Source organism: Gelidibacter algens, from assembly GCF_001678675.1.
In the GTDB taxonomy this organism is placed as follows: domain Bacteria; phylum Bacteroidota; class Bacteroidia; order Flavobacteriales; family Flavobacteriaceae; genus Gelidibacter; species Gelidibacter algens.
Genome location: NZ_LZRN01000014.1, coordinates 20608 through 35094 on the forward strand (window position 1 = coordinate 20608; position 14487 = coordinate 35094).

Sequence of the window (14487 nt, forward strand, 5' to 3'; positions counted from 1 at the left end):
CGCCTGAAACATTTTTTGCTCTGTTGAGCGAAAAACGGGATTCGAACCCGCGACCTCCACCTTGGCAAGGTGGCGCTCTACCAGCTGAGCTATTTTCGCATTAGTGCAATTATTTTAAGAACGTTGCTCCAATACCTATCGGTATTGCGAGGGCAAATTTAATATATTTCTTAGAATTGCAAAGCCTTTTTGAGTAAAAAAAACAAAAATTTTATGCCCGTTTCTTTTTCAACAACATACGCTTAATTTCATTCAATTTCATCAGTGCTTCCACTGGCGTTAAGACGTCAATATCTAGGTTGATAATTTCTTCCCTAATCTGCTCCAATAAAGGATCATCTAAATTAAAAAAGCTTAGTTGCATGTCATTTTCAAGAGTCCGCACCTTATCCGTCAGTTCTTCACTACTATGAGATTTTTCCAGCTGCTTTAAAATTTTATTCGCACGAAGAATGACCTGTTGCGGCATTCCCGCCATTTTAGCCACGTGAATTCCAAAGCTGTGCTCACTACCTCCTTCAACCAACTTTCGCAAGAAAAGCACATTATTTTTCAATTCCTTTACAGACACATTGAAGTTTTTAATGCGCGCAAAGGTTTCGGTCATTTCATTCAACTCATGGTAATGTGTGGCGAATAACGTTTTGGCTTTGCTGGGGTGTTCGTGTAAATATTCACTAATAGCCCATGCTATCGAAATCCCGTCATAAGTACTAGTGCCACGGCCAATCTCATCCAACAACACCAAACTGCGGTCAGAGATGTTGTTCAAAATGGAAGCGGTTTCATTCATCTCAACCATAAAGGTAGACTCGCCCATCGAAATATTATCGCTGGCACCCACTCTGGTAAAGATTTTATCGGTAAGCCCTATTTTAGCCGACTCAGCAGGCACAAAACTTCCCATTTGAGCCAAGAGTACAATGAGCGCCGTTTGTCGCAAAATAGCCGATTTACCCGACATATTAGGTCCGGTAATCATGATGATTTGTTGCTGATCTCTATCTAAATAAACATCATTGGCAATGTAAGGCTCGCCGTGTGGCAATTGTTTTTCAATAACCGGATGTCTTCCGTTTTTGATATCAAGCGCATAAGAATCGTTGATTTCTGGACGTGTGTATTTATTTTCATAAGCCAATTGCGCAAAACCACACAAACAATCCAACTGCGCAATTAACGCTGAATTTTTCTGAACAGGTTTAATGAATTGGCCAAGCCAAGTCACCAATTCTGAAAACAGTTGTTGTTCGATGGCCAGAATACGCTCCTCCGCTCCAAGAATTTTCGTCTCGTATTCTTTTAATTCTTCAGTAATATAGCGCTCTGCATTTACCAATGTCTGCTTTCTGATCCAATCTTCAGGAACTTTATTTTTATGCGCGTGCCGCACTTCAATATAATAGCCAAACACATTGTTGGCCGCAATTTTAAGAGATGTGATGCCCGTGCGCTTAGCTTCGCGCTCTAGCATGGCATCCAAATAATCCTTTCCTGATGTAGACAAGGCCCTCAGCTCTTTCAGTTCAGAAGAAAAATCAGACGAAATGGTGTTTCCTTTTAAAATATTGGCGGGCGCTTCTTCATTTAAAGTTGCTTTGATGCGTTGGCGAAGCTCCTCACAAAGCTCCAAACTATCACCAATTAGCTGCAAGGCTTTATTACCCGTATTTTGAGTGAGTGTTTTAATGGGCACAATGGCTTCCAACGCATTTTTTAACTGTACCACTTCTCTCGGACATATTTTGACGGTTGCTACTTTAGAAATCAGCCGTTCAATATCCCCAATATGCTTGATCTGATTTTGGATCTTTTTCAAAACGATGGCGTCATCCAAAAAATATTGAACCACTTCATGCCGTTGATTAATTTTCTCGATATCAATGAGCGGTAATGCCATCCATCGTTTCAATAACCTTCCTCCCATTGGAGAAATCGTTCGGTCAATCACATCAATCAAGGTTACGGCATTTTGATTGTAGGACTGATAGAGTTCAAGATTCTTTATGGTGAAACGATCCATCCACACATGATCATTTTTGGTGATGCGTTGAATAGATGTGATGTGTTGTAATTTATGATGTTGTGTTTCGCTCAAATAATGCAACACCGCACCTGAAGCGACAATACCTTCAAACAAATCGTCAATTCCAAAACCCTTTAAAGATTTGGTCTGAAAATGTTTGAGCAAGGTATCATTGGCATAATCATCCTGAAAAACCCAATCTTCCATGTAAAACGTATGGAAATCGGTCCCAAATGTGTTTTTAAACTCGTTGCGTTTCGGCTTTGAAACCAAAATTTCACTTGGTCTAAAATTCTGGAGTAATTTATCGATGTATTCTGAATTGCCTTGGGATATCAGAAACTCTCCTGTGGAAACATCTAAAAAAGAAATACCAATTGTATCCTTACCAAAAAAGACGGCTGCCAAGAAGTTATTGGATTTGGAATGTAAAATATCATCATTTAATGCCACTCCAGGAGTTACCAGTTCGGTTACCCCGCGCTTGACGATGGTTTTTGTCTGTTTCGGATCTTCTAGTTGGTCACAAATAGCAACGCGGCAACCTGCTTTGACCAACTTTGGGAGATAGTTATTTAGAGAGTGGTGCGGGAATCCGGCAAGTTCAGTTTCACTGTCACTTCCGGCGCCGCGCTTGGTTAAAATAATATCTAAAATCCTGGAGGCTTTCACTGCATCTTCACCAAAGGTTTCGTAAAAATCGCCCACCCTAAAAAGCAACAAGGCATCAGGATACTTTGCTTTGATGGCATTGTATTGGGTCATTAACGGAGTTTCCTTTTTTACTTTCTTAGCCAATGGATTTGTATTTTAAATGGTATTTTTGCCCCGAATAATCAGGATGGCTAAGGTACTTATTATTTGAGGCTTTGGAAAATGGAGTGGAGAGAAGTTATTTACAATTTTAACACTGAAAAATTGCCGTGAATGCACGAATATTTTTTATTTGGCTTTCGCTTTATAAAGACTTTTTTCGGTTTATTGATGTCTATTGAGGATTGACTTTAGATAAATCCTTACATAGTTATACGTGAATTAGTGGGGCAAAGTTATTTACGATTTTAAAATTACCACGAATACACGAATATTTTCTATTTGGCATTCGCTTTTATACAGACTCTTTTAGGTTTATTGATGTCTATTAAAGATTGAGTTTAGATAATATTTTACATAGTTATTCGTGAATTAGTGGCGAAAATAGAAAACATCTCTCTCCAAAGCGATTAAAATTAGGGAGTGACAAACACATAACTAAAATGCGAAAATTAAAAAATAGCGAGCTCGATCGATTGAGTGTTGAAGAATTTAAAGAGAACTAAAAAAACGCCTTTAATTATTGTGTTGGACAATATCAGAAGCTTAAATAATATTGGCTCTGTATTCAGGACCAGTGATGCGTTTTTGGTTGAAAAAAATTTATCTGTGTGGTATAACTGCAACCCCGCCCCATAAAGACATTCACAAAACGGCTTTGGGAAGTACGGAAACGGTGGACTGGGAATATGCCGAAAACACCATGGAGGTGATTGAGAAATTAAAAGAACAAAACGTCATTGTGGCCGCTATTGAACAAGCCGAAAACGCGACCATGCTTAACGATTTCAAACCTCAACCCAATCAAAAATACGCGTTGGTATTTGGCAATGAAGTGAAAGGTGTGGCTCAAAATGTAGTGAGTGCGAGTGATGTGATTTTGGAAATTCCGCAATTTGGAACCAAGCATTCCCTGAATATTTCAGTGAGTTGCGGGGTGGTGGTTTGGGACTTGTTTTCGAAGCTTGGAGCTCGAGGTTAGAAGCATGAAGTACAGTTGGCTCGCAGAGTCGCTGAGACGCAGAGAGTATTTGAATATATAAGTGATTTTCTGAGAAGGCATATTTCTTTTTCGGTAGACAATAGAAAAAGTCGTGTGTTTGGATGCCCTAAATATGAAATAATCCAATTGGATCAAACTTCACGCTTCGTGCTTCGTCCTTCAAGCTTCCCTTCCTTCACAAATCTCCCCCAAAATCCACAAATAATCTTCTCTATTTTCCACAAAATCATGATTTGAAATATCAATGATCTTTACATTGAGTTCCGTCTGATTTTTTAGAAACTCCAAATAGCCCGCATTGATTTTTTCCAGGTAATCGTTTTGGATATTCTGTTCATAATCACGCCCGCGCTTTTTGATATTGGTTTGCAACCGCTCCGTATTTTGATACAAATACACATACAAATCTGGTTTGGCAATGTCTTTATACATCAGATAAAAAAGCTTTCTGTACAGTCGAAACTCATCTTCCGGAAGGGTTATTTTAGAAAATATAAGCGACTTGTAAATATCATAATCGCTCACCATAAAATCTTTAAACAAATCCAATTGCGATAAGTCATCACTAATTTGCTGGTACCGATCAGCCAAAAATGACATTTCCAAAGTAAAGGCGTAACGCTGTGGCTCTTCATAAAATTTTGGCAAAAACGGATTGTCTGCAAAACGCTCCAAAATCAATTTGGCATTAAAATCAGAGGAAATCTGATGAGCCAGACTTGTTTTTCCGGCGCCAATATTTCCTTCTATCGCAATATAATTATAGCCACCAAAATTATACTGTTTCATGGGGTTTTTCAACCAAATATTGATGGGCTCAATGGCACTGTCATCTTCACAAACTTCTAAAAGTTGTGACACCGATGTTCCAAACGTGGGATGCATCATTTTTGGTGCAATATCATGTAAAGGTTGTAATACAAACTTACGCTTGTGCAGTTGTGGATGTGGCGTGGTGATCAATGGCGAGGCCATTACACTGTCATCATAAAAAAGCACATCCAGATCAATGGTTCTGGATTCGAAACCAGTATTGGAATGACGAGTTCGCCCAAGTTCCGTTTCAATATCCAGTAGCTTCTGCATCACATCATCAGCAGAACAATAAGTCTCAATAAAAATACAGCTGTTTAAAAAATCATCTGGAGCTGTGGACTCATCAAAGCCCAAAGCGGGCGTATTATAAACCCTTGAGATGCTATTGATTTTTCCAATTTTTTTAAAAATGAGATCAATAGCGTCTTGCAGATGTTTCAATCTGTCGCCTTTATTACTGCCAAGCGCGATGTAAACTTTATGAGGGTGGTCCATAATCAACGCCAAAAATAAAGAAAACAAAATCACAATGTCATATAATTTCTTTGAAAAAATTATTTTAAAAGTTGATTGAAGAGCACCAATTTAAAAAGAATTTATAATTAATTTTACCCAAGTTTAACCTACGGACCTATTTATACTTATGACATTAAAAGACAAACTGGCAGCGCAAAAAATCTATTTACTATTGGCGGCCTTGTTTATCACCTCTCTAGTGGTTTCGAATCTTATCTTTCAAAAATTCTTTTATTGGTACCCTTTGGATATTGAGATTTTTGGCACCAAACTATTTGAAATTTCTGTAGGCGTTTTACCTTATCCCATCACCTTCCTGATTACCGATTTAATCAGTGAAATCTATGGTAAAAAGCGCGCCAACCAAGTGGTTGTAGTGGGTATTTTCGCTTCGCTTTTCTCTTTAAGCATCGTCCTGGTTGCAAACATTGTCCCCGCCACACCATGGTCATATGTTGACGACGCCATGTTTTCAACCGTATTTGGCAACACGGCAATTGCAGTGGGAGCGAGTATGATGGCCTATTTGTTTGCGCAATTCATAGACATTCAAATCTATCATTTTTGGAAACGATTGACCAAAGGGAAGCATTTATGGCTCAGAAACAATTTCTCAACATTTTTATCGCAGTTTGTGGATACCTTTACCATTGTCGCGTTACTATGCTCATTCAACATCATTGCTTGGGACAAATTTTCAGGACTGGTTGCCGCAGGTTTTATTTTTAAAGTGATCATTGCCATTCTTGATACCCCATTTTTGTATCTTGGCGTATATCTATTTAAAAAACGTTTTAACCTCAAAACCAATGAGGAGATTGAGTTGCTTTAGAAATTGCCAATTTTTTATTAAACTTTAACAGTCGCCCATCTTTTAAAACAAACTTTACGTATATAACCCCATTAACCTATTTGTCTTTCAATATTTTGAAAGTAAAAACTAAATTATTCAATGAAAAAGTTTTTCAAAATCGCCGGAATTACCTTATTGATCATTATTGTTCTATTAATTGCGTTGCCTTTTATTTTTCAATCGCAAATTAAAGGTGTGGTCAAAAATTTTATCAATGAAAACTTGAACGCCAATGTGGAGTTTAGTGATGTAAGCTTGAGCTTGTTCAGAAGTTTTCCGCAGGCACACGTTGAAGTGAGTGATTTGGTGATTACCAACTTCAAACCCTTTGAAGACGAAACTTTTGCCACTGCAAAAAATATCAACTTTACAATGTCAGTCAAGGAACTCTTCAAATCAGCTGATGAGGCTATTGTTGTGAACTCTATCAATGTCAATGAAGCGTTATTGACTCTAAAAACCGACGCTTTTGGAAATGTCAACTATGATATTGTAAAGGAAAGTGAAAACCCACAAGACACTACTGCCTCTAGTTTTTCTTTCGACATCAAAGATTACAGCATCAAAAACAGTGCTTTGACTTATATTGATGTTCCTGCTGATCTACAGTTTTATATTACGGAATTGAACCACACAGGAAAGGGCACATTTACTGGTGAAATTTCTGAATTGGACACAAAATCTGAAGCCAATGTGAGTTTAACCATGGATAGCATCAATTATTTGAACAATAACCATGTAAAATTGGATGCGCTGATTGACATGGATTTGAGTGCACAGAAATATACTTTTAAAGAAAACAAGGCACTTATCAATCAATTGCCGATTGAATTTAACGGATTTGTTCAACTTATAGAAGAAGGACAGAACATTGATTTATCTTTCAAAAATACTGGCTCTTCATTTAAAGACTTTTTAGCCGTTATTCCAGAAGCCTATTCCAAAAATTTGGATAATGTTGAAACTACAGGTAATTTCAACATTAATGGCATTATTAAAGGTAAGGTCACGGAAACTACGATTCCGACATTGGATATCAGCATCAAATCAGAGAATGCCTCTTTTAAATATCCCGATTTGCCTAAGCGCGTTGAAAATATTGTGATTGATACAGAAATCAAAAATGAGACAGGCAATGTTGATGACACCTATGTGGCTATTAACACCTTGAATTTTAAGATAGACAGTGATGTATTTAAATCTTCCGCGTTGATTAAAAATCTTACCGGAAATATGTTGGTCAATGCAGATGTGGACGGCACTTTAAATTTAGCAAACCTCACCAAGGCCTACCCGCTAGAGTTGGAAAATGAATTGAGTGGCATCCTTAGAGCTAAGTTGAATGCAGCTTTTGATATGAACGCAATTGAAACTAATGCCTACGACAGAATCAAAGCTTCAGGTAATGCAAACATCAGTAATTTGGTATTTACTTCAGATGCCATGAACCAGCCGCTGCATATTTTAAAAGCAGATATGACCTTTAACCCATCTACCGTTACCCTCAATAGCTTTAATGCGAAAACAGGACAAAGTGATCTCTCAGCAACGGGAACCATCACTAATTTAATTGGTTTTATGTTGAGCAAGAAAGTGAATTTGAAAGGGGACTTCAATGTGAATTCAAATACTTTGGCGCTGAATGATTTTATGACTGAAGAAACGGAAAGCACCACTGCAGAGACGTCAAAAAAAGCAGCCACTACAACGGAAGGTTTAAAAATTCCTGAATTTTTGGAATGTACTATTACTGCCAATGCCAATACGGTAATTTATGACAACCTCAATCTGAAAAACGTGAAAGGCGTTCTGACCATCAAAGACCAACAGGCCACCATCAGCAATTTGAGCTCAAGTATATTTGACGGGATTTTGGCTGTTTCTGGAAGTGTCAGCACAAAAGCGGACACACCGTCCTTCAATTTAAATTTGGACATGAACAGTTTTGACATTTCACAATCCTTTACTGATCTTGAATTGTTGCAAAACTTGGCACCTATTGCAAAAGCACTTAAAGGTAAATTGAATAGCAACATAAAAATATCAGGAACCTTGGATAAGGAGTTCTCACCTAACATGAACACCATAACAGGATCGGCCATTGCTGAATTGTTAACGACCAACATTGATGAAAGCGCTAGCCCGCTACTTTCAAAATTGGAAGGTGCGTTGAGCTTTATCGACTTTGGGAAATTGGACCTGAACGACTTAAAAGCCAATTTGACATTTGCCAATGGTAAGGTTAACGTTAAACCATTCAATCTCACTTATAAAGATATAGGGATCGTGGTTTCTGGCGCTCATGGCTTTGACAAAACAATGTCTTATAACGCCATGTTTAATGTTCCCGCAAAATATCTGGGAAGTGACATCAACCGACTTATTGGTAAAATCAATGATAATGAGGTCAATAAAATTACCATTCCTGTTACGGCCAATATCTCTGGCTCATTTATGAGTCCGAAAGTATCTACTGATTTGACAAGTGGCGTGTCCAATTTATCAAAACAATTGATTGAGATTGAAAAACAAAAGTTGATTGGCAAGGGTACCGATAAAATTAAAGATTTATTGGGCAATGTATTGGGAGGCAACGCCAATCAGAACCCTACGTCAACATCAACAAATGATTCGACCAAAATAAATACGCAAACGCTCCCTATTAAAAAGGACAGTATAATCAAAGAAGGCGAAGTGATTAAAAATACTCTAAAAGACATTTTTAATTCCAGAAAGAAGAAAAAGGACAGTGTCAATTAAAAACACGAGTACCTGTTTGGGTCTATAAAAAAATGCTGATTTTTCATCGAAACAGACAAAAACAACCTGCAATTTAAAATAAATTAGCCAATTATGTTAAAGTAATGTAAGTTTATTTGCTTTTGTCATTTAAATAGTTATAATGTAGGGTTAACATACATAAAAACAATAGAGACTAGATGAGGCAATTAAAAATTACAAAACAGGTTACTAACAGAGAATCAAAATCCCTTGATAAATACCTACAAGACATTAGTAAACTGCCATTAATTACAGCAGATGAAGAAGTAGAATTGGCGCAACGTATCAAAAAAGGAGATCAAGAAGCTCTAGATAAACTTACCACATCTAATCTTCGGTTTGTTGTATCTGTCGCTAAACAATATCAGAATCAAGGACTGACCTTACCTGATTTAATTAACGAAGGCAATGCTGGCTTAGTAAAAGCAGCGAAACGTTTTGATGAAACCAGAGGTTTCAAGTTCATTTCTTATGCTGTATGGTGGATTCGTCAAGCAATTCTTCAAGCTTTAGCAGAACAATCTCGAATAGTTAGATTACCTTTGAACAAAATTGGCTCGATCAATAAGATCAATAAGGCCTATTCATTTTTGGAACAGGCGCATCAACGTCCGCCAAGTGCTGAAGAAATAGCGAAAGAATTGGAATTGACGGTCAAGGATGTGAAGCAATCCATGAAGAATTCTGGACGTCACATATCAATGGATGCACCGCTGAAAGAAGGTGAAACCTCAAGTTTGTATGACGTGGTTTCTTCTGGAGATTCTCCAAACCCTGACCGAAATTTAATGACAGAGTCATTAAGTTTGGAAATTGACAGAGCGTTAAGCACGCTTTCCCAAAAAGAAAGTGATGTGATTAGATTGAATTTTGGTTTGAGCAATCAACCGCCAATGACCTTGGATGAGATTGGGAAAACTTTTGATCTGACAAGAGAACGTGTACGTCAAATAAGGGAAAAAGGAATCAGAAGATTGAAGCATACGTCAAAAAGTAAAATTTTAAAAACGTATTTGGGATAGACTCAAATACATTATATACTCTAATAATTATCTATGTTAAGAATTGAAATTAAAGAAGGCGAGAACATCGAACGCGCCATTAAACGTTACAAACGTAAACACAGAAATGTGAAAGTGATGCAGAATTTGAGAGAGAATCAATACTTCACGAAACCTTCAGTGAAGAGAAGAAGACAACTACAAAAAGCATCGTATATTCAAAACTTAAGAGATCAGGAAGAAATGTAGTCTCTTCTTACTTTAAAAACAGGAAATCACGTTATTGCAACGTGATTTCCTGTTTTCCAATAGGATGGTCTTCATAAAAATCGTCAAAAGTTTTGTCTGTGGTATAATTATCCTTCAATACTTTATAGACCATGACTGCAACAAGTATTTGTCCTAAAATGGTAACATAAAACACCCATGTAAAGGATATATCCATGGCTACCATAATTGTTAAGGTCACCAGCAGCAACGTGGTAACAGCAACGTAAAACATTCCCGAAATTTTCATAATTCTTATATTTTAATAGGTTAATTTATTTTGAGATCGCTTTTTACTTATCAGGAATCTTATCTATGAGGAAATATAAAGCTTTCATTGTAATAACTTGGCGTCATTGTGAATGGCACAATCTAACTTGACACTCTCATTACACTGTATTAAAATACAACAAATCTGTTCTTTCAAAAAACTTATAATCGTAAAGTATTGTTAACAGCTTTCATTAAGAAACTGAAAGCGAAATGACGTACCCTTCACTCCCCCTAACATTAAAAACGGTCTGATCTTCAAAGATGAGATATTGACCCTTAATTCCTTTCAAAACGCCTTGATAGAGCGGCATTTTCTCCAAACTGAGACTTTTTGGTTTTTCAGGATATTGTAAAACAGGAAATTCCATATGGGTTTCGGAATTGCTGGCTATAAAATAATCCAAGGCTTCTGCAGGAATATATTGTCGCAACCGATCGCGCCATTCTATTAAGTTTTCATCAACGATCTCATTTTTTAACATGGTGCGCCAATTGGTCTTGTCAGCTACATAATCTTTAAGCGCGACTTCAGTTATGCCTGCCAAGTACCTATTGGGAACTTCTACAATTTCGATAGCTTCATGCGCTCCTTGATCAATCCATCGTGTGGGCACCTGACTTTTTCTAGTGACACCCACTTTAACATTGCTGGAATTTGCCAAATACACCACATGAGGTTGTAACTGTACCCTTTTTTCAAAGTCCAAATCACGGTCTTCTTGATCTAAATGTGCGGTACTCAATTCTGGCCGTATGATCCAATCTGCGGCTTGGGGGATATCAAAAAAGCAACTTTTACAATATCCCTGTCTGTAGATCGGTTTGTTGAGCGAACAGTTGAGACATTGGTATCCAATAAATTGAATCGTAATGGTTTTATCCAACAATTGATTCATATTGATGAAGTCATTTTCAAACATTAGGTAGTATTGGATCGGCTGTGAAAACTCGGTTGCCATTTTGGTCAAGACCCCTTGGTACGTCATTTATTTAAAAATTTTATTTAGAAGAATTTATTTAAAAAAAGTGTTATTTTTAGTCATTAAAGATACTATAAATATGCCAATTCCATTAGTAAATTCTATTGCTTCATGGTTCTTGAAAAAGCGTTTTCACCAAATTGAACTGTTTTTAAAATACCCCAATGAAGTACAGAATGAATTGCTTCAAGATCTCTTGATTACTGCAAAAGACACCGAAATTGGCAGAAAATATGATTTTGCAAGTATTTCAAATTACCGCACCTTTGCAGACCGACTTCCCATCACCTCATATGAAGACACTCAGGCCAATATTGAACGTTCCCGTATGGGCGAAAACAATATTTTTTGGCCAACACCCATCAAATGGTTTGCAAAGTCCAGTGGTACTACCAATGCTAAAAGCAAATTTATTCCTGTTAGTTATGAATCATTGGAAGACTGTCATTATGCTGCCAGCAAAGACCTATTGTGTATGTACCTCAATAATAATGAAAACTCCCAACTGTTTACAGGAAAGAGTTTAAGGCTTGGTGGCAGCAAGGAACTTTACAAGGAAAACGGCACTGTTTTTGGAGATTTGTCTGCTATTTTAATTGATAATATGCCTTTCTGGGCTGAATATAGCAGTACCCCTAGCAGCAAAGTGTCGTTGATGAGCGACTGGGAATACAAAATGCAAGCAATTGTTAATGAAACCATAGATGAAAAGGTAACAAGTCTTGCAGGGGTCCCCTCTTGGATGTTGGTGCTTTTGAACACTGTTTTGGAAACCACAAACAAGCAGAGCATTTTGGACATTTGGCCAAATTTGGAAGTTTATTTTCACGGTGGTGTGAGCTTCTTGCCCTATGCAGATCAGTACAAGGCCATCTTGCCTAAAAAAGATTTTAGGTATTACGAAATTTATAATGCCTCTGAAGGCTTTTTCGCTATTCAGGACCAGAACAGCTCCAGCGAGCTCCTGCTGATGTTGGACTATGGTATTTTTTATGAATTTATACCTATGGACGTTTATGGAACTCCGCAGCAGCGCATCATTCCGTTGGCAGACGTTGAAAAGAACAAAAATTACGCAGTGGTCATCACCACAAATGCAGGACTCTGGCGCTATAAAATTGGAGACACCATACGGTTTACTTCATTACATCCTTACCGCATTAAGGTAAGTGGGCGCACTAAACATCATATTAATGTATTTGGTGAAGAATTGATCATTGAAAATGCAGAAGACGCCTTAAAAAAGGTATGCAAAAAAACAAAAGCGCAAATTATAGATTATACCGCGGCACCTATTTTTATGAGCGGTAGAGATAAGGGCGCGCATGAATGGATCATTGAATTTAAAACACCCCCAGAAGACATTAATTATTTTACTGAATTATTGGACAACGCTTTGAAGTCATTAAATTCAGACTATGAAGCCAAACGTTACAATAATATCACACTTAACAGCCCTAAAATACATATTGCAAGACATCACTTATTTTATGATTGGCTGAAGCAACAGGACAAACTTGGTGGGCAACATAAAGTACCTCGACTTTCTAACACCCGCCACTATATGGATGCACTTTTGAAGTTGAATGTGTAACGGTACTTTAGCGGAAAAATTAACATTTTACATTTTTATAACGAGAATAAAGTGAGGTTTATCTAAAAACATATACAGTAGTTTTTATCTTACAAATATGCTACTATATTTACGTCCAAGTTATCAATAAGGTACTGTACATTGTGGCGTATTTATAAACGCAAAAGGCATAAACGATAGGTTTCTATTGTAAAGATATTCAAAGCATTGTTTCTGCAATATTAGTTTTTAAATCCAAAAAAATAAAAACCACCCTGAAAAGAGTGGTTTTATTTTTTGTAAGATGTATCAAACTTTAGGAGACCGCCTTTAAACGTTTTAAGGTAGTTTTGTCTAACTTATCTTCAGCATATTCTCTATTGACGTGGAGTTTTGTTTCCTTTCCACTTGGCAATTCAAACATGGCATCTGTCAAAATCTCTTCGCAAAGAGATCTCAAACCCCTTGCTCCCAATTTATATTCAATTGCTTTGTCGACTATAAAGTCCAAAGCGCCATCTGTTATACTGAATTTGATATCATCCATTTCAAACAACTTTTGATATTGCTTGATAATTGCATTCTTTGGTTGCGTTAAGATTGCTCTTAGGGTTTTCGCATCTAAAGGATCCATATAACTCAACACCGGCAAACGCCCAATGATTTCCGGAATCAAGCCAAAATCTTTCAAATCTTTTGGTATGATATATTGCAATAAGTTTTCGGAATCAATCACATCTTCCTGAGATGCGGCTTTATAGCCAATGGCTGCCATGTTCAGTCTTTTGGAAATGATACGCTCAATCCCATCAAAAGCACCACCTGCAATAAATAGGATATGCTCAGTATTGACCTCAATAAACTTTTGGTCAGGGTGCTTACGACCTCCTTTTGGTGGCACATTAACCGTAGTACCCTCTAATAATTTCAAAAGGGCCTGCTGTACACCTTCTCCAGAAACATCTCTGGTTATAGAAGGATTATCACTTTTACGAGCAATTTTATCGATCTCGTCAATAAATACAATTCCCTTTTCGGCCTTTTCAAGACTGTAATCTGCTGCTTGTAACAAGCGCGTCAAAATACTTTCCACATCTTCACCTACATAGCCTGCTTCTGTCAATACCGTTGCATCAACAATGGCCAAAGGCACATTGAGCATTTTTGCAATGGTTTTAGCCATTAAGGTTTTCCCTGTTCCGGTTTGTCCGACCATCACGATATTACTCTTTTGTATTTCAATATCGTCATTAGTTGCGGGTTGCAATAACCTTTTATAATGGTTATAAACCGCAACAGACATTACCCTTTTGGTGTATTCTTGACCTATGATATATTCATCAAGAAAATTCTTGATTTGCATAGGTTTTTTAAGCATCAATTCAGACGACAGCTCTGAGTTCCCACTCTGTTTTGATTCTTCCAAAACAATGCCATGGGCCTGCTCTATACACCTGTCACATATATGTGCATCCAATCCTGCAATCAACAAACTGGTTTCTGGCTTTTTCCTACCACAAAACGAACATTCTAATTCTTCCTTTGCCATAACTCTTTAATTCCTCATTTATTCAAATTTCAAATA

At 37.2% G+C, this 14487-nt stretch carries 10 protein-coding genes, 1 tRNA gene and 1 pseudogene; 6 read left to right on the plus strand and 6 right to left on the minus strand.

Annotation, left to right across the window (positions count from 1 at the left end):
* Window positions 1–26: 26 nt before the first annotated feature.
* Both A9996_RS08645 and mutS read right to left on the minus strand, forming a co-directional pair.
* Window positions 27–99, minus strand: a tRNA-Gly gene (locus A9996_RS08645).
* Window positions 100–211: 112 nt separating this feature from the next.
* On the minus strand, window positions 212–2824 hold the full coding sequence (mutS, locus tag A9996_RS08650; RefSeq protein ID WP_066433230.1) for a DNA mismatch repair protein MutS: 2613 nt from the start codon (window positions 2822–2824) through the stop codon (window positions 212–214).
* A gap of 458 nt (window positions 2825–3282) precedes the next feature.
* Here mutS and A9996_RS08655 point away from each other — a divergent pair.
* Window positions 3283–3821, plus strand: a pseudogene (locus A9996_RS08655) (RNA methyltransferase).
* A gap of 180 nt (window positions 3822–4001) precedes the next feature.
* Here A9996_RS08655 and folK read toward each other — a convergent pair.
* Window positions 4002–5153 carry a 2-amino-4-hydroxy-6-hydroxymethyldihydropteridine diphosphokinase gene (folK, locus tag A9996_RS08660; protein ID WP_066433346.1) on the minus strand — a complete coding sequence of 384 codons (1152 nt, stop codon included), beginning with the start codon at window positions 5151–5153 and terminating at the stop codon, window positions 4002–4004.
* A gap of 148 nt (window positions 5154–5301) precedes the next feature.
* Here folK and A9996_RS08665 point away from each other — a divergent pair, with 148 nt between their 5' ends.
* The 4 genes from A9996_RS08665 (at window position 5302) to rpsU (ending at window position 10058) form a co-directional block, all read left to right on the plus strand.
* Window positions 5302–6006, plus strand: a complete 705-nt coding sequence (locus A9996_RS08665) for a queuosine precursor transporter (RefSeq protein WP_066433232.1) — start codon at window positions 5302–5304, stop codon at window positions 6004–6006.
* 120 nt (window positions 6007–6126) lie between these two features.
* Window positions 6127–8787 carry an AsmA-like C-terminal region-containing protein gene (locus A9996_RS08670; RefSeq protein ID WP_066433234.1) on the plus strand — a complete coding sequence of 887 codons (2661 nt, stop codon included), beginning with the start codon at window positions 6127–6129 and terminating at the stop codon, window positions 8785–8787.
* A gap of 179 nt (window positions 8788–8966) precedes the next feature.
* Window positions 8967–9830, plus strand: coding sequence for a sigma-70 family RNA polymerase sigma factor (locus tag A9996_RS08675; RefSeq protein WP_066433235.1), 864 nt, complete (start codon window positions 8967–8969; stop codon window positions 9828–9830).
* A 33-nt stretch (window positions 9831–9863) separates the two neighbouring features.
* Window positions 9864–10058: a 30S ribosomal protein S21 gene (gene rpsU / locus A9996_RS08680; RefSeq protein WP_066433236.1), complete on the plus strand. Its 195-nt coding sequence runs from the start codon at window positions 9864–9866 to the stop codon at window positions 10056–10058.
* A gap of 31 nt (window positions 10059–10089) precedes the next feature.
* Here the strand turns inward: rpsU and A9996_RS08685 are convergent, their stop codons facing one another.
* Window positions 10090–10326, minus strand: coding sequence for a hypothetical protein (locus tag A9996_RS08685; protein ID WP_066433237.1), 237 nt, complete (start codon window positions 10324–10326; stop codon window positions 10090–10092).
* A gap of 214 nt (window positions 10327–10540) precedes the next feature.
* On the minus strand, window positions 10541–11335 hold the full coding sequence (locus A9996_RS08690) for a DUF2797 domain-containing protein (RefSeq protein ID WP_066433239.1): 795 nt from the start codon (window positions 11333–11335) through the stop codon (window positions 10541–10543).
* 73 nt (window positions 11336–11408) lie between these two features.
* Here A9996_RS08690 and A9996_RS08695 point away from each other — a divergent pair, with 73 nt between their 5' ends.
* Window positions 11409–12923 carry a GH3 auxin-responsive promoter family protein gene (locus A9996_RS08695; RefSeq protein ID WP_066433241.1) on the plus strand — a complete coding sequence of 505 codons (1515 nt, stop codon included), beginning with the start codon at window positions 11409–11411 and terminating at the stop codon, window positions 12921–12923.
* Between the two features lie 295 nt (window positions 12924–13218).
* Here the strand turns inward: A9996_RS08695 and clpX are convergent, their stop codons facing one another.
* Window positions 13219–14451, minus strand: coding sequence for an ATP-dependent Clp protease ATP-binding subunit ClpX (gene clpX, locus A9996_RS08700; protein WP_066433243.1), 1233 nt, complete (start codon window positions 14449–14451; stop codon window positions 13219–13221).
* Window positions 14452–14487 lie beyond the last annotated feature (36 nt).